The following is a 17,519-nucleotide window of genomic DNA, read 5'->3' on the forward strand; positions in this document are numbered from 1 at the left end:
TTCAAGCACCTGCCGCGCTTCGATATTGCCTGGACATGCGCCGCGCAGAGCCGTCGCAGACGGTTGGGCGAAGGGCGTGCATGGTGATCGCAGGGGCTGTGCAACGAAATGCTAACCACTTTTTCACTATGATCCTCGTCACTCTTTTCGCACGCTGCCACACAGGAGCGCTAATCTGATGGCCCGTAACGCGTTTTCTTTCGCCCGCCCTGCCAACCGGCTTGCTGCCGGTCTTGGCGCCTGTGCAATCGCTTTTGCAGCCGTTCCCGCTGCCGCCGATGTGAAGGCCGGGGTCGACGCATGGAGCCAGGGTGACTACGCCACCGCGGTTGCCGAATGGGAGGGGCCGGCACAGGCGGGTGATGCCGATGCGCTGTTCAATCTCGCTCAGGCATATCGCCTCGGACGCGGGGTCGAAGCGGACATGGAACGGGCCAGCGCCCTTTACGAACAGGCCGCCGCGCGTGGCCATGTGAAAGCAGCCGACAATTACGGACTGCTGCTGTTCCAGCAGGGGCAGCAGGACAAAGCCATGCCGCTGATCTCCGCAGCGGCAGATCGCGGCGATCCGCGCGCGCAATATGTTCTGGGGCTTGCGCATTTCAACGCCGACTTCGCGTCAAAGGACTGGGTACGCGCCTATGCCTTGCTTACGCTGGCGAATGGCGCGGGCCTGCCGCAGGCGGCAACCGCGCTGCAGCAGATGGACAGTTATGTGCTGCTGAGCCAGCGTCAGCAGGCCCAGACTCTTGCGCGGTCAATGGAGGAACAGGCCGCGCAGCGTCGTTCGGCGGAGTTGGCCGCACTGGATCTGGGCGCATCGCCAGCGGCTGCTGCTTCTGCTCCGGTTTCGGCTCCGGCTCCCGCTCCCGCTCCGGTACAGCCGGCAGTGACCCGCTCCGTAGCAGCCGATCAGAGGCCGGTGCGCGTGGCCGGTCAGGTTGAACGCCAATCACGAACGCCGGTTCAGGTGCAGCCCGCGCCTGCACCCGCACAGCGCATGGTTGCGGCTGCTCCCGCACCCGCTCCCGCGCCCGTCGCTGCACCCGCTCCTGCTCCTGTGCGGGCTTCGGGCAACTGGCAGGTGCAACTCGGCGCGTTCGGCGTTGCGGGCAATGCCGATCGTCTTTGGACGCGCCTGCAATCCAATCCGGCGCTCGCCGGAACGCGCAAGTCGCTGGTTCCCGGTGGCAACGTCACCCGGCTGCTGGCCGTCGGCTTCGCGAGCCGGGCCGAAGCGCAGGCGGCCTGCGACACGTTGAAGCGGCAAGGGCAGGGCTGCATCGTCAAGGCGCCATAACCGCTCGACCACGGTCGCGATAATCACTTCCCCTCGGGCGCGCGGCTGCTAGGTTGGCCGAGCTAGCTGGCATAGGGGGATCACACATGAACGAAGCCATCGCGGACGGTGCAGCCGATCAGGCCGCGACACCCGACTTTGCACCGGTCGCTGCCAAGGACCGGATCGAAACGCTCGATTTCATTCGCGGGCTGGCGGTGATGGGCATTCTGGCGGCGAATATCGTTGCCTTTGGCCAGCCGATGAATGCCTATATGTGGCCCGAAGCTTTCCTGACCCCTGCGGACGACCCGGATGGCTGGATGTGGATTGCGCAATTTGTTCTGGTTGATGGCAAGATGCGCGGGCTGTTTACCCTCCTGTTCGGTGCGGGGCTGTATCTCTTCATGGAGCGCACATGGGCGCGTGGCGGTACGCGCTGGTTGCAGATGTGGCGGCTGTTCATCCTTGCCCTGTTCGGGGCAATCCATTTCTTCCTGATCTGGTTCGGCGACATCCTGCTTTACTACGCCATTATTGGGTTCCTCGTGGTCCCCTGCCTCAAATGGAGCGCAAAGTCGCAGCTGTGGACCGGCCTGATCGGCTATTTCTTTGGCGTGTTGTTCTACGCGGCTTTCATGAGCCTGCCTTACCTCGTTGCCGATACCCCGCTTGGCGATGAAGGCGGGCCAATGGCGGAAATGCGTCCGGACATGATCGGATCCCAGCAGCAGCAGCTGGATGACGGCAATGTCGAAACTGCGCTGCTCGAATCGGGTGATTATTCCGGCTTTGTCGCGCACCGTGTGAGCGAACATAGCATCGATCCGATTGCCAACACGTTCCTGTTCGGGTTCGAGACCCTGCCGCTGATGTTGCTGGGTGTGGCGTTGTACCGGTTCGGCTTTTTCAGTGGCGGTTTCGATCAACGCAAGATGAAGCTGTGGGGATGGATCGGCTTTATAGGCGGCGCGCTGGGGCATCTGGCGATTGGGCTGTTCGTGAGAGAAGGCGGCTTTACCTTTTACGCCACGCTCGCGGCCTTCGTCGGGTGGAGTCCCCTGCCAAGGATATTCATGGTTTTGGGCGTTGCCTCTTTGCTGGTGGCCTATTCGCCGGGCTGGACGGGATGGCTCGCGGAGCGGGTGCGCGCGGCGGGGAGGGCGGCTTTCACCAATTACCTCGGCACCTCGATCGTCATGCTGTTCATCATGCACGGCTGGGCGCTGGGCCTGTTCGGGAAGCTCAACCGTCCCGAACTCTACCTGCTGACCTTCACGATGTGGGTGTTGATGCTGGCCTGGTCGAAGCCGTGGCTGGAGCGGTATCGTTATGGTCCGCTCGAATGGCTGTGGCGCTGCCTCACCTATCGCAAGGTGTTTCCGCTAAAGCGGTGACAGCATGTAGGCAGCGACGCGCGGCTCGACTTCGTCGGGCAGCGCCGTGAGCCCGGTGTAGACGGCAACGCCGACCTTGCACTGGTCTTCGGGTGGCAGTGCCTCCATCGCCGCGTCCGATCCCAATGCCGCCTGCAGATCCGGGGCAATTCCGGTGGCCGATATCGCCTTGCCCAACTGTTCGAAATCGGCCTCGTCCGGCGCGGCATAGGCTTCGGGAGTGTCGCGCCCGGCGGCTGCGGCGCGCACCATTGCCGCATTGCGCCGGGTGATCGCGGCTGCGACCGCGCCCTGCTTGTCATCGACATAGACCCACTCGCCCATTGTCATCGCCGCGCATTGATCCTGCGATGCGCGCTGCAACGCGGAGTAAAGCTCACCCTCGGTCGCGCTCCAGACCAGCATTGCCTTGGGTGGAGCCTTGACCGCATCTGTGCCGATGCGGGCGAAGAACTCGCGCAGCCACTCCGCAGCGACGGCTTCGGTACTGGCAGCGTCGGCGCGCTCCTGATTGTCCAGCGCCCTCAAGCGCCCGACAAGATCGGCGAAGTCATCGGGGTAATGGGTCTCGATCGTCGCCCACAAATCCTCGCTTCCGGGGGAGGACAGTATGCCCTGTTCGATCGCGTCGGCTTCCTGTTCGGGGGTAAGGCCGCATCCGGAGATCAGTGCGCACGCGCCTGCCAAAGCCGTTGCCGAGAGTGCGAAATGGCGCGTTATGTCGCGCGCTGTGCCGTTGCTGCTGCGTCCCATCGCGCCGTCTATATCGCAAACCTGCGCGAGCGCCATAGGGTCCGGAAGCGGCGGGTGTCGCCGCCGATGCGCTTTCTGCTTGCTATTGCGATTAATTCGCATATCTTGTTCTTGCAAACGCCTCGCAGGAGTGATTCCCGACGCCATGTATATCTGCATTTGCAATGCCATCCGCGAAGATGACCTGCGCAAGGCCGCCTTGACTTCGGGCGGCGATGCAGAGGCGACCTATGCGACGCTGGGCAAACGCCCCAATTGCGGCCAATGCCTTGGAAAGGCGGGGCAAATTATCGAACAGGAACGCGCGCTGGGTGCCGGCCAGTTCAGCTGCGAAAAAGTCGCATTATAAGTTTCCAATCCGCTATTGCGAGCGGATCGCAAACAACTGATTCTAAACGAAAATAATTCCGTCACCCTCTTGTCAGGCAAGGGGGCGAGGCTTTATCTATGCCCCTGACATGGCCAGCGCTTTGATCTGGCTCAAACTGCAAATCCAAGGGGTATCACGCCATGAAAGGCGATCCGAAAGTCATCGAATTCCTCAACAAGGCGCTCACCAACGAGCTGACCGCGATCAACCAGTATTGGCTGCACTACCGCGTGCTCGACGATTGGGGCGTGACCAAATTGGCCGCTTATGAGCGCAAGGAATCGATCGAGGAAATGGAGCACGCGGACAAACTCGCTGCGCGAGTGCTGTTCCTCAACGGCCTGCCCAATTTCCAGGCGATCCACAACCTGCGCGTGGGCGAAAACGTGCTTGAAATCCTGAAGGCCGACATGGCGCTGGAAGAGGACGCGATCCCGCTGCTGCGCGATGCCATCGCCTATTGCGAAAGCGTGCGCGATTACGTCAGCCGCGATCTGTTCGCACATATCCTCGATAACGAGGAAGAGCACGTAGACTTCCTCGAAACCCAGTTCGACATGATCGAGCGGATGGGCCTCGAAAACTACGTCCAGCTGCAAAGCAAGGCAGCCGGCGAAGAGTAAGGTTTTTCATCAGAGCCTGAAGGGTCGTACCGAAAGGTTTGGGAAGGGCGGGGCAGCGATGCTCCGCCCTTTCTGCTTCAGCCGATCAACACTTCGCGCGCGCTGCGCTGCATCTGGGTGATGTAGTCCCCGTGCGACCACCCGCATTCGCGCACCAGCAATTCCCAGTTGCGCATCGACAGCAGCATCCAGAGCCAGTCGGTCGCGTGATCATGCGTCCAGTGACCGGCAAGCTGTCCGTCCCGTTCGAGATCGGCGACGGCAGCGGCGCATCCGTGGCGCAGGGCCTGCATCCGGTCATGCCATGCGTCACGCGCGGCTTCATCGCTGTCCATCATCGCCATGAAGGCCCGGGCCACGCCCCACACCTTGGGAATGTGATTGCCGAAAGCCTCGATAAAGGCGTCCAGCCGTTCGACACCCGATCGTGCCGCACGGCTGGCGGCAAGCTGTGCATCGACATCATGAACTCCGTCGAGATGGCGCGCGGTGGCGACCAGCAATTCGGAGCGACTGGGAAAATGAAGGTAGAGCGCCTGGCGGCTGATACCGGCTGCCTTGGCGATATCGTTCATCCGGCTTTTGCCCGGATCCTCCCCTTCGAGAATGCGCTGCGCCGCTTCGAGAATGCGGTTGCGGGTGGCGTTGAGTTTTTCGCTTGACATGATGTCAAGTTATCTCCAATTGACGCCGTGTCAACTTTACACAGTGTCAAGAAAAGGAGAATCACGATGAGCGAACGGGTTTTTGTATGGGTGGCCCATCCACGGGCGGGATCATTCAGCGCGGCGCTGGCCGATGCCTATCAGCAGGCGGCGCAGGCGGCCGGGGCAGAAGTGGGCCGGATGGATCTTAGCGAGATGGAATTTTCGAGCGAGTTTCGCGGTTATGGCGATGCCCCCGCGCTCGAGCCGTCACTTCAACAGTGGCAGGCCAATCTCGCATGGGCAGATCGCGTGCTGATCGTTCACCCCTTATGGTGGGGCGCGATGCCGACGCTGGCCAAGAGCGTGCTCGACCGGGCGCTGACGCCGGGATTTGCCTATAAGTACAAGGCGCGCGGCATGGCTTGGGACAAGCTGCTTGATGGCAAGACGGGTGATGCGATCATCACCGCCGATACGCCGACATGGGTCGATACATGGCTATACAACAAGCCCGCCCGGCGCACGATCAAGCAGGCGGTCTACCAGTTCTGCGGCATCAGGCCGCGGTTCATCAGGCAGTTGGGATCGGTGAAGATGTCGGATGCCGCAGCCCGAGACAAATGGCTGGGGCTGGCAACGCAGATGCGCGCCAAAGCAGCCGCCTGAAGCCTAAGCGCCGTCGGTCTTCGGGCCGTCCGCTGCCAACAGGGTTTCACGCAGGAAATAGATGAGGCCCGTGATCAGCAGGCTGATAGTCACGATCCACAGCACCGCGACAAAGGTGCCGATGCGCGGTTCGATATAGGCGGAAAGGAAAAGCACCGCGATTTCGAAGCTGATGACAACGGCGGCACCTGTCGAAAACTTGATTGCGAGGCGCGCCAGCTTGCGCCGCCTGCGCAGCCAGGCCAGTTCGTTGGCATGGGATATGTTGCACGCGCCTTCAGTCGGCTCGGCCAAACGCTCTATGCGCCCGGCGAGCCATGTGAGACGCGCCATCATGACGTTCATGATGCTGCCGATACCGACCAGCAGAAACGCAGGGGCAAGGCTCAATTCGAGCGCCTGCCGTACCCTGGGGGTGGAGGCGGTGCGCTCGATGATCTCCAGCGCCAGCGTGGGATCGGCAGCGATCAGGTTTGCGATCACGACTTGTCCGAACCGGTCGAGTAGTTGCCCCCGCCGCCCTTGTTGGCGTTGTAGGGGTTTTTCGGCGATTTCAGCGTCACCCGCACCGGAACTGCATCAAAACCCAGCTTGGCGCGGATGCCGTTGACGAGATAGCGCTCGTAACTCTTGGGCAGATCGTCGAGGCGCGAACCGAAGATGACGAAGCGGGGCGGGCGGGTGCCGACCTGCGTGATATAGCGCAGCTTGACCCGGCGGCCTCCGGGTGCGGGCGGCGGATTGGCGGCCAGCGCATCGTCGAACCAGCGGTTGAGCGCGGCGGTGGGCACGCGGCGCGACCAGCTTTCGCGCAGTTCAAACGCCGCGCCCAGCATGGTGTCCAGCCCCCTGCCGGTCTTTGCCGAGACGGAGAACAGCGGCACCCCGCGAACCTGCGCAAGGCCATCGTGCAGCGCCTGCTTGATGCCGTTGAAAATGCCCGAGGGTGTTTCGGCGGTGTTTTCGCCCGCGACGTCCCACTTGTTGATCGCTACCATCAAGGCGCGCCCTTCCTCAAGCACCATGCTGGCGATCTTGAGGTCCTGATGCTCCAGCCCCTGCGTCGCATCGAGCAGCAGCACGACGACTTCGGCAAAATCCACCGCGCGGCGGGCGTCCGCAACCGAAAGCTTTTCGAGCTTTTCGGTGACGTTGCGCTTCTTGCGCATTCCCGCAGTGTCGATCAGGCGGATGTCGTGCACTTCGCCTGATTTGGGATCGGTCCATTTCCAGTCGATTGCAATCGAATCGCGAGTGATCCCGGCTTCCGGCCCGGTCAGCAGGCGATCTTCGCCCAGCAGCCGGTTGATCAGGGTGGACTTGCCCGCATTCGGGCGTCCGACAATCGCGAGTTTCAGGGGGCCACGCGAATTTTCGGCCTCTTCTTCCTCGCTTTCGGCAAACTCCTCGGCCGCTTCGGCGGCTTCGGCCTTGTCCCCGATGATCGGCCAGAGCGCGCCGAACAGGTCTGCCACGCCTTCGCCGTGCTCCGCGGAAAGCGCCACCGGCTCGCCAAAGCCGAGCGAGTAGGATTCTAGCACGCCCGCTTCGCCAGCGCTGCCTTCTGCCTTGTTGGCGACCAGCACGATCGGCACCTGATGTTCGCGCAGGTACCGGGCGATCTCATTGTCGAGCGGGGTGAGGCCGGCGCGCGCGTCTACCACGAACAGCGCCGCGTCTGCCCCCTCAAGACTAGCCTCGGTCTGCTTGCGCATCCGGCCGGGCAGGGTCAGCTCGTCTTCGTCTTCCCACCCGGCGGTGTCGACGATGGTGAACTTCATCCCCGCAATCTCGGCATCGCCCATGCGCCGGTCGCGCGTGACGCCGGGCTGATCGTCAACCAGCGCGAGCTTCTTGCCCACCAGCCGGTTGAACAGCGTGGATTTGCCCACATTGGGGCGACCGATGATGATGACCTGCGGTTTCATTTCTGCATTCAAGTGGCCGCTCACCTGCCACTTGGCAAGCAGAACGCCGCTCTAACCCTTCTTCGCGACCGGGGGATTGCCGCCGAGATCTTCGAACCATGCCTCTACCGGGCCAGTCAGCTTGATCGTCAGCGGATTGCCCTTGCGATCGACGGTCTTGCCTGCCTGCACCCGGACCCAGCCTTCGGAAATCGAATATTCCTCGATATCGGTGCGCACGCGGTCCTTGAACCGGATGCCGACTCCGCGTTGCAGGATTTCGGCGTCGAAAGCCGGGCTGCGCGGATTGACCGAAAGGTGATCGGGCGGAACGTCGGCGCCGCCAGCGGCGGGAGCGGGGGTGGTTTCTTCTGTCATGGCCGCGCCCATAATGCCGGATAGAGTCGTAAACAAGCGCGTTCCACTTGCCCTTTGCGACAAGCGGCGATACAGGCCCCTGCTAATGCGCGCGGGAGGCCTACGGTGTCCCGCGCGGCTTCGTTCGGGGAATGCGGGCGTGGCGAAATTGGTAGACGCGCCAGATTTAGGTTCTGGTATCGCAAGATGTGGGGGTTCGAGTCCCTTCGCCCGCACCAGTTTCCCCCCGTGGCAGGAACCGGACATCCGACAAATTCGCTCAAGAAGGCTTCAGTTTAACTCTCATGCAAACCAAGCAGACCGTCAACGAAGGGCTCAAGCGCGCCTATCTCATCACGATCACCGCCGACGAGATTTCGGCCAAGATCGACGCCGAGATCAAGAAGATCGCGCCGCAGGTGAAAATGCCCGGCTTCCGTCCCGGCAAGGTGCCCGCAAATCTCGTGAAGAAGATGCATGGCGAGCAGCTGCATGCGCAGACGCTGAACGACATGATCCGCGAATCGACCGACAAGGTGATGAAGGACGAGGAACTGCGCCCCGCGATGCAGCCGGCCATTTCGCTTGGCGAAGGCTACGAACAGGGCAAGGACGCCGAAGTCACGCTTGAACTCGAAGTGCTGCCGGTTGTCGAAACCCCTTCGACCGACGGTCTGAAGCTCGAGAAGCTGGTGGTTCCCGTTTCGGACGAGCAGATCGACGAGGCGCTGCAGAACATCGCCGGTCAGAACAAGAGCTACAAGGACGCTGCCAAGACCAAGAAGGCGGCTGAAGGCAACCAGCTGATCATCGATTTCGTCGGCAAGCTCGACGGCGTCGAATTCGAAGGCGGCAAGGCCGAAGACGCCGCTCTGGTGATCGGTTCGGGTGCGTTCATTCCGGGCTTTGAAGAGCAGCTGGTGGGCGTGAAGACCGGTGACGAAAAGACCATCACCGTCACCTTCCCCGCAGACTATCAGGCAGAACATCTCGCCGGCAAGGAAGCGACTTTCGACATCACCGTGAAAGCGGTGAAGGTCGAAACCGATACCAAGGTTGACGAAGATTTCGCCAAAAACCTCGGCCTCGACAGCCTCGACAAGCTGAAAGAGATCATCAAGGACCAGCTGGAACAGCAGACCGCCGGTCTTACCCGCACCCAGATGAAGCGTTCGCTGCTCGATCAGCTGGCTGCAGGCCACGATTTCGAAGTGCCGGCGACCATGGTCGAAGCCGAATTCCAGCAGATCTGGGCGCAGCTTCAGCAGGAAGCCGCGCGCGAGGAAGATCCTGCCGAAGCGCTCAAGCAGATCGAGGACGAAAAGGACGATTACAAGGCGATCGCCGAACGTCGCGTCCGTCTGGGCCTGCTCCTGTCCGAAATCGGCCAGGCCAACGGCGTCGAAGTGACGGGTCAGGAAATGCAGATGCTGATCCAGCAGGCTGCCTCGCAGTACCGCCCCGAAGACCGTGACCGGTTTGTCCAGTACATCCAGCAGGAACCGATGGCCGCTGCCCAGCTGCGCGCCCCGCTGTACGAAGACAAGGTTGTCGACTTCCTGTTCAACAAGGCCGAAGTGACCGAGCGTGAAGTGACGATCGAAGAGCTTCAGGCCGCGATCGAAGCGGAAGAGGAAGCCGAAGCCGCGAAGGCAAAGGCGCCGGCCAAGAAGAAGGCTCCGGCCAAGAAGGCCCCTGCGAAGAAGGCTGCAGCCAAGACTGACGAAGTCGAAGCGGAAGCCAAGCCTGCGGCGAAGAAGGCCCCTGCCAAGAAAGCACCGGCCAAGAAGGCCGCGCCCAAGGCAGAGGCAGCCGAAAAGGCTCCGGCAAAGAAGGCTCCTGCCAAGAAGCCGGCCGCCAAGAAGTCCGCGACCAAGAAGTAAGCGCTCCGGCGCGAGCCGTCAGGCCAACCAAAAAGCCGTCCCCGCCATCAGGCAGGGGCGGCTTTTGTGTTCGCGGTTTCGGCTATCGGGACCTCATCAACCGCTTCTAGCTGACCTTGCAGGTCCTGATCCCGAACAGTGAATAGACCGGGCAAACACCCAGAATGCCGGTTGCCAATGGCACGATGCCGATCGAGCCCCACGGTGTGAGCGTTCCGGTCAACGCCAGTGCAATCAGAACCAGCCCGACAATCACCCGCAGGACGCGGTCGAGAGTGCCTTCGTTGCGTGACATGTTTTTCCTCCTTGCTTGCAGACAAGGAAGGATTTGGCATGTTCGCGCCGACGCGTCGGTGACTTAGTCACACAATTGCGGAATCTTCGGATAAATGGGCGATCTGGCGCAGCTTTTTGGGCTCAAGGATGTGAATCCGGGCGCGCTCTCCCGTCACCAGTCCAAGGCGCTGGAATTCACCCAGTTGGCGACTGACGACGGCTCGGGCTGAGCCGATTTCTATGGCCAGTTGATCATGCGTCGCCGCGACATTCCCGGCCCCGTCGGCAAGGCGCAACAATGCGCGGGCAAGCCGCTCGGCAATCGTCGATAGCGCAACATCTTCGACCAGCCGCTCGAGGTCGAAGAACCGCGCCGCGACGGCATCGAACAATGACCGCCGAAATCCCTCGTCATTGGCAACGCGGTTCTGGAAGGATGGGACAGGGACGATCTCGATTTCGAGGTCAGTCTCCGCAATCCCTTCGGCGGAATATCGTGATCCCTTCACCAGACAGCCGAAAGTCTGGAGGCAGACCTCGCCGGGGCGAACCCGATAGAGGACGATTTCCCTGCCATTTTCGGCAGTCAGCGAAACCTTGATCGTGCCTGCATGCACGATGACGAAGCCGGTGCATTCCTCTTCTGGATGAAACAGGACCGTGCCCTTTTTCACTCGCTTGACCGACACTCAATTTGCCCTGTCAGTCGCCCGGTTGCCAACGACGGAACGAAGGCTCGGGCAGCGTTGCTGTCCGGGCCTTTTCGTATGCCGCGCCCAGTTTCAGCACCTCGTGATCGGCCCATTTCGCGCCGAAGAAGCTGATGCCCACCGGCAGCCGTTCGACATGGCCCATGGGGACGGTGAGATGCGGATAGCCCGCGATGGCGGCGGGTGATCCGAAGCCGATCGAGCCGTTGAAATGATCGCCCAGCACCAGATCGCTCATCCATGCCGGGCCGCGCGTGGGCGCCACGAGGAATTGGACATTGTTGTCCGCCAGCAGCACGTCGAGCGTTTCCTCGCCCGCGATCCTGACGGCATTCTCCCGCGCCTTCTCATAGGCTTCACGGTCGGTCGTCGCTTCGGCTTCTAGGAAGATGCTCTGATCGAACCAGCGCATTTCGGTGGCAGCGTTGGCTTCGTTGAAGGCGATCAGATCGGCGAGGCTGCGCGGAGTGTCCTGCCCTTCCATTGCCGGGATCGAAGCGAGGTATTTGCCCATCTCTTCGCGCAGTTCGTATTTCAGCACGGTGTAGCTATCGCCGTACATTTCGCGGTTCGGTTCGAATTCGATGTCGACCAGCACAGCGCCTGCGGCTTCCAGATCGGCCAGTGCCTGTTCGAACACTTCCACTACTTGCGCATTGCTGCCCATCTGGTTGCGCATCACCCCGATCCGCACCCCTTCGATAGAGAATTCGCTGATGCCGGCGGTGTAATCGGTGACGCGCGGAACGCCGACTGTGGTGGGATCGGCAGGGTCTTCCCCGGCGATCGCGGACAGCAGCAGCGCCGCGTCGTAAACCGACTTGGTCATCGGCCCGGCGGTGTCCTGCGTGCTGGAGATCGGGACGACATGCGTGCGGCTGACGATCCCGACGCTCGGCTTGAACCCGACGATTCCGTTGATCGATGCCGGACATGTGATTGACCCGTTCGTCTCCGTCCCGATTGCCGCCCAGGCAAAGCCCGCCGCGATTGCCGCGCCGCTGCCTGATGACGAACCGCAGGTGTTGCGATCAATCGCGTGCGGATTGCGGGTAAGCCCTTCGACGGCGCTCCAGCCACTGGTCGAATCGTTGGAGCGGATATTGGCCCATTCGGACAAATTGGTCTTGCCCAGCACCACGCCGCCCGCCGCGCGCAGATTGGCGATCAGCGGCGCGTCGCGCCCGGTGCGATTGTTGGCAAGGGCAAGGCTGCCCGCCGTGGTCGGGAATTCGCGCGTCTCGATATTGTCCTTCACCAGCACGCTGCGTCCGCGCAGGATCCCGGTGGAGGCAAGGCGGCGCGCTTCGACAGGTGCTTCGACATTGTAGTCGATCACCGCATTCAGCTGCGGCCCGGCATCGTCCAGCGCCTGAATGCGCAGGATGTAGTCTGTCACCGCCATGGTTTCGGCGAAGGAATCGCGCATCTGGGAAGCAGGTGCGCTCTCCTGCGCATGGGCGATGGTGATGACAAACGCGGTGGATGTCAGGGCGGCGAGTGCGATCAGCGATGTCTTGGTCATAGGGCGATACACTGCGCATTCCGCGAAAGATGGCAAGAGCGCGCGTGTTAACTGTTTGCTGGATTGGCGTCCCGGCATTGGACGCGGCGAGTGGGTGCATTGTCTACCTCGCCTTAACCCGTATCCGTCAGAACCGGCCTACTCCCTCGAACGGATGACAGCAGACCCCGCACGATGACGACAGCAACGGAAATTTCCGCGAGTGCCGCCACCGGCCAGAAACGCAAACATTACCATGATATCGATGGCGCGCGTTCGGTGCTGATGTTCCTTTCGGTCGCGCTGCATGCGGGCACCGTCTATGCCCCGGCGCGGCCGTGGATCACCGCGAATACCGACCGAGCTGATTTCTTCGACTGGCTGATTTTCGGCATCCACCTGTTCGTGACGCCGACATTCTTCTTTGTCGGTGGGTTCTTCGCCGTGCTGTTGCTGACGCGGAGGACTCCGGCGGATTTCCTGTGGAACCGTTTCCTGCGGACGGCGGTGCCGCTGATCTTTTTCGCGCTGACATTCAACATGATCGAGCATTACCTGCGTTGGGGCGATGCGGGGGGCGAAGGGTCGATGCTCGACTGGATCGCCAGCCCTTCCTTTGTCGAGGTCTGGGCCGGTGGCACGTGGCAATTGCACCTGTGGTTCCTCGTCAGCCTGATCCCGATGTTCCTGCTGGCGGCGGCAGTTCAGGTGGCGATCCCGAAGTCATCGCGGGTGCGCGGGTTTGCGGTGGCGCTGTCAGACCGGTTTGGCGGGCTGATCCGGGGCAGCTTGCCCTTCGCCTTCGGCCTCTTGTTCCTCGGCTTTGCCAACACCGCCAATTACGCCTCGGCCAGCCTTGTACCGGGCAGCTATGACCTCATCGCGCCGGGCTTCCAGAGCTGGTACAAGCTGACAGCGGAATTTCCGTTCTTCGTGATCGGGGTGATGGCGGCTCTGTCGCCGCGCCTGCTTGAGGCGCTGACGCAGTGGCGTTGGTGGATGCCCTATGCAGCGGCGGCGGCGCTGATCCTCCAGCCTTATCCGATGGCTGATCAGGGCTATATCCTGCCCTTCGTCCGCGATTTGACGGCGTCGATCGGGGTCGACCTCGGCCCGGATCGCACCTTCGCCACGCGGCTCACGCTGCTGTTCCTCAATCAGCTGGCGATCTGGACGATCGTGCTGTTCATCCTGCAATTCTTCCATCGCTATTTCAGTGCAGGCGGGCCGCGCACCACGTGGCTGGCTGATTGCGCGCTATCGATGTACCTGTTCCACCACTGCTTCGTGTACATTTACGGCCAGATGCTGGTGCAGGCGGAGTGGCCGATCTGGGTCGAATTCTCAGTGCTGACGCTGGCGGCGGCGGGAACGGTTGTGGCGATTCACGAATTGCTGGTGCGGCGTTTCGCGATCTGGCGCCTGCTCGCCAATGGCAAAACCGATGTCGAACAGGTGAGGAAACAGCCGGGTCTGCTCGCGGCGTTTTTCTCAACCCCCGCCGCGAAATCGCCCCCCAGTGGCAAGCTTTCCCCAAGCTGAAGGTTAATCCCCTTGAAGTCTGCGCGGCCGCGTCCGACATAGGCTTGCAATTCAAGGACGAGGATAAAGACCCCATGATCGATCTGCTCGGCAATTCCGGCGAAACCTATGGCACCCAGGGCCAGTTCACCCGCGATCCGCTTACCGGCGCGCTGGTGCCCGTGGTGGTGGAGCAGACCAGCCGGGGTGAACGCAGCTTCGACATCTTCAGCCGCCTGCTGCGCGAACGCATCGTGTTCGTCACCGGTCAGGTCGAAGACGGCATGGCTTCGCTGATCACGGCGCAGCTGCTGTTCCTCGAAAGCGAAAACCCGTCCAAGCCGATCAGCATGTACATCAACTCGCCCGGCGGGGTGGTGACGGCCGGCATGGCGATCCACGACACGATGCAATACATCAAACCGCGCGTGTCGACGGTGTGCATGGGGCAGGCCGCTTCGATGGGCAGCTTCCTGCTCGCTGCGGGTGAGCCGGGCATGCGCGTCGCGCTCCCCAATGCGCGGATCATGATTCACCAGCCTTCGGGCGGTGCGCGCGGCATGGCTTCGGATATCGAAATCCAGGCCCGCGAAATCCTGCGCATCAAGGCGCGGATGAACGACCTTTACGTCAAATACACCGGCCAGAGCCTTGAAGAGATCGAAAAGGCGATGGACCGCGATACCTTCCTCGAAGCGGAAGAGGCCAAGAAGTTCGGCCTGGTGGACAAGGTATTCGAAACCCGCCCCGAAACCGAGGAATCGGACGGCGAGGAAGGTTCGGGCGGCGCTCCTGAGTAAGGCTGGCCGTAATAAGGCTGGCCAATAGCGCCAGTGGCGGCGCGTTCATGCGCGTCGTACCATCCGCCCCGGATCGGGACGCTGGCGTGAACAACGCCCGGCGATGCTTGCAAGTGGTGCACGAAATCCACTTAACCGGAGCCAAAAACCGCGCCTCGCGAGTTGATTCATCTGGCGGCGAGGATAATGTTAGCGAATCCTGAGGTAGGATGCCCACAATCCGCCGGCGGATTCGAGGATTACAGGAATGACCAAATTGAGCGGATCTGACAGCAAGAGCACTCTGTATTGCAGCTTCTGCGGGAAGTCGCAGCACGAAGTGCGCAAGCTTATCGCCGGCCCCACCGTGTTCATCTGCGATGAATGCGTCGAGCTGTGCAACGACATCATCCGCGAAGAGACCAAGGCCGGGATTGCCGGCAAGAAGGAAGGCGAAGTGCCGACCCCTTCGGAAATCTTCGCGACGCTCAACGATTACGTGATCGGCCAGAATTCGGCCAAGCGCAATCTCTCGGTCGCGGTCCACAACCACTACAAGCGCCTCAAGCACAGCGGCAAGGCGGACGGGGTGGAACTGGCCAAGTCGAACATTCTGCTGGTCGGCCCGACGGGTACCGGCAAGACTCTGCTGGCGCAGACGCTGGCGCGCACTTTCGACGTGCCCTTCACCATGGCCGACGCCACCACGCTGACCGAAGCGGGTTACGTGGGTGAAGACGTCGAAAACATCATTCTCAAGCTGCTGCAAGCGTCCGACTACAACGTCGAAAAGGCACAGCACGGCATCGTCTACATCGACGAAATCGACAAGATCACGCGAAAGGCGGAAAATCCCTCCATCACCCGCGACGTTTCGGGCGAAGGCGTGCAGCAGGCGCTGCTCAAGCTGATGGAAGGCACCACGGCTAGCGTCCCGCCGCAGGGGGGGCGCAAGCATCCGCAGCAGGAATTCCTGCAGGTGGACACCACCAACATCCTGTTCATCTGCGGCGGCGCCTTCGCCGGTCTGGACAAGATCATTGCCGACCGTCTGCAAAAGCGTTCGATCGGCTTCGGCGCGCATGTCGCCGACCCGGAAAAGCGCAAGGTTGGCGAACTGCTTGAAAAGAGCGAGCCGGAAGATCTGCTGAAATTCGGCCTCATCCCAGAATTCGTCGGTCGTCTGCCGGTGATCGCGACGCTGCACGATCTCGATGTCGATGCGCTGATCACGATCCTGACCGAACCGAAGAACGCGCTGGTCAAGCAGTACAAGAAGCTGTTCGAGCTTGAAGACGTCGAACTGACCTTCACCGACGAAGCGTTGAAGGCGGTGGCCGAACGCGCGATCAAGCGCAAGACTGGCGCACGCGGCCTTCGCTCGATTGTCGAGGCTATCCTGCTCGATACGATGTTCGACCTGCCCGACATGGAAGGCGTCACCGAAATCGTCGTCGATGCCGAAGTGGTCGAAGGCAAGAAAGACCCGATCCGCGTCCACGGTGGCGAGGCGAAGGAAGAAGCAGCCTGATCGCTCAAGTCCCGAGCACCGAAGCTCATGTCCGCCAGTTCGGATTGATCGACCTGATCATCGGTGAACCCGGAACCCTTGCGACGTTTGTTGCGCTCGTGTGCCTGCTCTTTTCCGCAGTTTGGGCGGAATGGTACTTTCGCCGCTTTCCGAAGATGCCGATGCACTACGATTGGCGAGGTCGGTCCACCCGGTTGGGTCACCGCTCTTGGGCGATATGGTTGCCAACGGGTGTGATGATTTCGGCGATTGCGGCAACTGGTCTGTTGATGCCGCACATCTACCTGCGTCACGCTTACGGGCCGCCAGATCAAGACCCAAGTTGGGACCTCGTGTGGTCGAGCACGGCTATCGTCATCGCTCAGGGATTTGTCCTTTGGCTCCACGCCCGTTGGGCTCGTAACCAAGCTTGACGGATCGACCATGAAAACTATCGGCATCATCGGCGGGATGAGCTGGGAAAGCTCGGCGCAATATTACGCGATCATCAACCGGGCGGTGCGCGATCGGCTCGGCCCATCGCATTCGGCGAAGATCCTGCTCCACAGCCTCGATTTCGGACCCATCGCCGCGCTTCAGGCTGCGGGGGAGTGGGACCGGCTGGGCGAGATCATGGCGGACAGCGCAAGCGCGCTGGAGGCGGGCGGGGCGGATTGCATCGTCATCGCCACCAACACCATGCACAAGATGGCAGACCGCGTCGAAGCGGCGACGGCCCTGCCGCTGCTGCACATCGCCGATGCGACCGGGGAAGCGATAAGGGCGGAGGGCCATGCCAGGGTTGCGCTGCTCGGCACCGGCTTCACCATGGAGCAGGATTTCCTGAAAGCCCGCCTTGCCGAACGCCACGGGCTCGAAATCATCATACCCGACGCCGAGGACCGGGGCGAGGTCCACCGGGTGATCTACGAGGAACTGATCGCGGGTAAGATTCTGAAATCATCACGCGATGCCTATTGCGGCATAATCACCCGGCTGTCCGCGCGCGGGGCGCAAGCGGTGATTTTCGGCTGCACCGAGATTGGCCTGCTGCTTTCTTCTGATGACAGCCTTTTGCCCGTGTTCGACACGACATGGCTACACGCCCGCGCGGCGGCCGAATTCGCACTGAAGCCCTAGACGCTTTCCTACTCGGCCTGCTTCGAGCCATGACCATGTAAGGCCGAGGGAAAAATTTTTAAAATAGGAGAAGTGTCAATTGCGCTTTTTGGCCCGGTTTTCTCATCATATCAGGGCTTTGATTGGGAAAATCGTGATCGTCACGATGTCGCCTTCCTTCGCAGGTGCAGCGTCAACGCCAAAATTAAACCCCGCCC

Annotated in this window: 18 protein-coding genes and 1 tRNA gene; 11 read left to right on the top strand and 8 right to left on the bottom strand. The window is 61.6% G+C overall.

Annotated elements, in window-relative coordinates; translation table 11 throughout:
* Positions 1-178: 178 nt before the first annotated feature.
* Together AABA34_RS05730 and AABA34_RS05735 are read left to right on the top strand one after the other, a co-directional pair.
* Complete coding sequence (locus AABA34_RS05730; protein ID WP_338304285.1) at positions 179-1,300, top strand: SPOR domain-containing protein; 1,122 nt, start codon at positions 179-181, stop codon at positions 1,298-1,300.
* Positions 1,301-1,386: 86 nt separating this feature from the next.
* On the top strand, positions 1,387-2,676 hold the full coding sequence (locus AABA34_RS05735) for a DUF418 domain-containing protein (RefSeq protein ID WP_338304286.1): 1,290 nt from the start codon (positions 1,387-1,389) through the stop codon (positions 2,674-2,676).
* Here AABA34_RS05735 and AABA34_RS05740 read toward each other — a convergent pair.
* Positions 2,665-3,429, bottom strand: coding sequence for a hypothetical protein (locus AABA34_RS05740; RefSeq protein ID WP_338304287.1), 765 nt, complete (start codon positions 3,427-3,429; stop codon positions 2,665-2,667). The two genes, AABA34_RS05735 and AABA34_RS05740, sit on opposite strands and share 12 nt — an antisense overlap.
* A 145-nt stretch (positions 3,430-3,574) precedes the next feature.
* Between AABA34_RS05740 and AABA34_RS05745 the strand changes: the two genes are divergently transcribed.
* Both AABA34_RS05745 and bfr read left to right on the top strand, forming a co-directional pair.
* Positions 3,575-3,778, top strand: a complete 204-nt coding sequence (locus AABA34_RS05745) for a (2Fe-2S)-binding protein (RefSeq protein WP_338304288.1) — start codon at positions 3,575-3,577, stop codon at positions 3,776-3,778.
* Positions 3,779-3,939: 161 nt separating this feature from the next.
* A complete protein-coding gene (bfr, locus tag AABA34_RS05750; RefSeq protein WP_034952200.1) occupies positions 3,940-4,422 on the top strand; it encodes a bacterioferritin in 483 nt (160 codons plus the stop codon).
* Positions 4,423-4,499: 77 nt separating this feature from the next.
* On the opposite strand, the gene AABA34_RS05755 is transcribed toward bfr, so the two are convergent.
* A complete protein-coding gene (locus AABA34_RS05755; RefSeq protein ID WP_338304289.1) occupies positions 4,500-5,087 on the bottom strand; it encodes a TetR/AcrR family transcriptional regulator in 588 nt (195 codons plus the stop codon).
* 66 nt (positions 5,088-5,153) lie between these two features.
* On the opposite strand from AABA34_RS05755, the gene AABA34_RS05760 reads away from it, so the two are divergent.
* Entirely contained in the window at positions 5,154-5,735 is a 582-nt protein-coding gene (locus AABA34_RS05760; RefSeq protein ID WP_338304290.1) for an NAD(P)H-dependent oxidoreductase, read from the top strand.
* Between the two features lie 3 nt (positions 5,736-5,738).
* On the opposite strand, the gene AABA34_RS05765 is transcribed toward AABA34_RS05760, so the two are convergent.
* From AABA34_RS05765 to AABA34_RS05775, 3 genes are read right to left on the bottom strand one after another with little or no spacing between them, the layout of a single operon-like run.
* Positions 5,739-6,218, bottom strand: a complete 480-nt coding sequence (locus AABA34_RS05765) for a DUF2721 domain-containing protein (protein ID WP_338304291.1) — start codon at positions 6,216-6,218, stop codon at positions 5,739-5,741.
* Positions 6,215-7,663, bottom strand: a complete 1,449-nt coding sequence (gene der / locus AABA34_RS05770) for a ribosome biogenesis GTPase Der (protein WP_338304292.1) — start codon at positions 7,661-7,663, stop codon at positions 6,215-6,217. The genes AABA34_RS05765 and der overlap by 4 nt, the downstream gene beginning before the upstream one ends.
* 51 nt (positions 7,664-7,714) lie before the next feature.
* Positions 7,715-8,020 (bottom strand): DUF3297 family protein, encoded by a 306-nt coding sequence (locus tag AABA34_RS05775; protein ID WP_338304293.1) that lies wholly within the window; start codon positions 8,018-8,020, stop codon positions 7,715-7,717.
* Positions 8,021-8,153: 133 nt separating this feature from the next.
* Here AABA34_RS05775 and AABA34_RS05780 point away from each other — a divergent pair.
* Positions 8,154-8,238: transfer RNA gene (locus tag AABA34_RS05780), tRNA-Leu, on the top strand.
* A 66-nt stretch (positions 8,239-8,304) separates the two neighbouring features.
* A complete protein-coding gene (tig, locus tag AABA34_RS05785) occupies positions 8,305-9,882 on the top strand; it encodes a trigger factor (protein ID WP_338304294.1) in 1,578 nt (525 codons plus the stop codon).
* Between the two features lie 106 nt (positions 9,883-9,988).
* Here tig and AABA34_RS05790 read toward each other — a convergent pair whose 3' ends face one another.
* The 3 genes from AABA34_RS05790 to AABA34_RS05800 all read right to left on the bottom strand — a co-directional run bounded on the left by AABA34_RS05790 (position 9,989) and on the right by AABA34_RS05800 (position 12,393).
* Positions 9,989-10,177, bottom strand: a complete 189-nt coding sequence (locus AABA34_RS05790; RefSeq protein WP_338304295.1) for a YgaP family membrane protein — start codon at positions 10,175-10,177, stop codon at positions 9,989-9,991.
* A 67-nt stretch (positions 10,178-10,244) separates the two neighbouring features.
* The gene (locus AABA34_RS05795) at positions 10,245-10,847 is read right to left on the bottom strand and encodes a Crp/Fnr family transcriptional regulator (protein ID WP_338304297.1); all 603 of its coding nucleotides are present in this window, start codon (positions 10,845-10,847) and stop codon (positions 10,245-10,247) included.
* A gap of 13 nt (positions 10,848-10,860) precedes the next feature.
* Positions 10,861-12,393, bottom strand: coding sequence for an amidase (locus tag AABA34_RS05800; protein WP_338304298.1), 1,533 nt, complete (start codon positions 12,391-12,393; stop codon positions 10,861-10,863).
* A gap of 174 nt (positions 12,394-12,567) precedes the next feature.
* Here AABA34_RS05800 and AABA34_RS05805 point away from each other — a divergent pair, with 174 nt between their 5' ends.
* From AABA34_RS05805 to AABA34_RS05820, 4 genes are all read left to right on the top strand, one after another.
* Positions 12,568-13,914, top strand: a complete 1,347-nt coding sequence (locus AABA34_RS05805) for an acyltransferase family protein (RefSeq protein ID WP_338304299.1) — start codon at positions 12,568-12,570, stop codon at positions 13,912-13,914.
* 74 nt (positions 13,915-13,988) lie between these two features.
* Positions 13,989-14,693, top strand: coding sequence for an ATP-dependent Clp endopeptidase proteolytic subunit ClpP (gene clpP / locus AABA34_RS05810; RefSeq protein WP_252260090.1), 705 nt, complete (start codon positions 13,989-13,991; stop codon positions 14,691-14,693).
* A gap of 247 nt (positions 14,694-14,940) precedes the next feature.
* A complete protein-coding gene (clpX, locus tag AABA34_RS05815) occupies positions 14,941-16,203 on the top strand; it encodes an ATP-dependent Clp protease ATP-binding subunit ClpX (protein WP_034952219.1) in 1,263 nt (420 codons plus the stop codon).
* A gap of 423 nt (positions 16,204-16,626) precedes the next feature.
* Entirely contained in the window at positions 16,627-17,322 is a 696-nt protein-coding gene (locus AABA34_RS05820; RefSeq protein ID WP_338304300.1) for an aspartate/glutamate racemase family protein, read from the top strand.
* Positions 17,323-17,519: the final 197 nt, after the last annotated feature.

It is taken from the genome of Erythrobacter sp. Dej080120_24 (genome assembly GCF_036322605.1).
GTDB lineage: Bacteria > Pseudomonadota > Alphaproteobacteria > Sphingomonadales > Sphingomonadaceae > Erythrobacter > Erythrobacter aurantius.

What these genes read in the sequence shown, in the direction of transcription:
- AABA34_RS05730 (WP_338304285.1), top strand. Translation starts at nt 179, where the DNA reads ATGGCCCGTAACGCGTTTTCTTTCGCCCGCCCTGCCAACCGGCTTGCT.
- AABA34_RS05735 (WP_338304286.1), top strand. Translation starts at nt 1,387, where the DNA reads ATGAACGAAGCCATCGCGGACGGTGCAGCCGATCAGGCCGCGACACCC.
- AABA34_RS05740 (WP_338304287.1), bottom strand. Translation starts at nt 3,429, where the DNA reads ATGGGACGCAGCAGCAACGGCACAGCGCGCGACATAACGCGCCATTTC.
- AABA34_RS05745 (WP_338304288.1), top strand. Translation starts at nt 3,575, where the DNA reads ATGTATATCTGCATTTGCAATGCCATCCGCGAAGATGACCTGCGCAAG.
- bfr (WP_034952200.1), top strand. Translation starts at nt 3,940, where the DNA reads ATGAAAGGCGATCCGAAAGTCATCGAATTCCTCAACAAGGCGCTCACC.
- AABA34_RS05755 (WP_338304289.1), bottom strand. Translation starts at nt 5,087, where the DNA reads ATGTCAAGCGAAAAACTCAACGCCACCCGCAACCGCATTCTCGAAGCG.
- AABA34_RS05760 (WP_338304290.1), top strand. Translation starts at nt 5,154, where the DNA reads ATGAGCGAACGGGTTTTTGTATGGGTGGCCCATCCACGGGCGGGATCA.
- der (WP_338304292.1), bottom strand. Translation starts at nt 7,663, where the DNA reads ATGAAACCGCAGGTCATCATCATCGGTCGCCCCAATGTGGGCAAATCC.
- AABA34_RS05775 (WP_338304293.1), bottom strand. Translation starts at nt 8,020, where the DNA reads ATGACAGAAGAAACCACCCCCGCTCCCGCCGCTGGCGGCGCCGACGTT.
- tig (WP_338304294.1), top strand. Translation starts at nt 8,305, where the DNA reads ATGCAAACCAAGCAGACCGTCAACGAAGGGCTCAAGCGCGCCTATCTC.
- AABA34_RS05790 (WP_338304295.1), bottom strand. Translation starts at nt 10,177, where the DNA reads ATGTCACGCAACGAAGGCACTCTCGACCGCGTCCTGCGGGTGATTGTC.
- AABA34_RS05800 (WP_338304298.1), bottom strand. Translation starts at nt 12,393, where the DNA reads ATGACCAAGACATCGCTGATCGCACTCGCCGCCCTGACATCCACCGCG.
- AABA34_RS05805 (WP_338304299.1), top strand. Translation starts at nt 12,568, where the DNA reads ATGACGACAGCAACGGAAATTTCCGCGAGTGCCGCCACCGGCCAGAAA.
- clpP (WP_252260090.1), top strand. Translation starts at nt 13,989, where the DNA reads ATGATCGATCTGCTCGGCAATTCCGGCGAAACCTATGGCACCCAGGGC.
- clpX (WP_034952219.1), top strand. Translation starts at nt 14,941, where the DNA reads ATGACCAAATTGAGCGGATCTGACAGCAAGAGCACTCTGTATTGCAGC.
- AABA34_RS05820 (WP_338304300.1), top strand. Translation starts at nt 16,627, where the DNA reads ATGAAAACTATCGGCATCATCGGCGGGATGAGCTGGGAAAGCTCGGCG.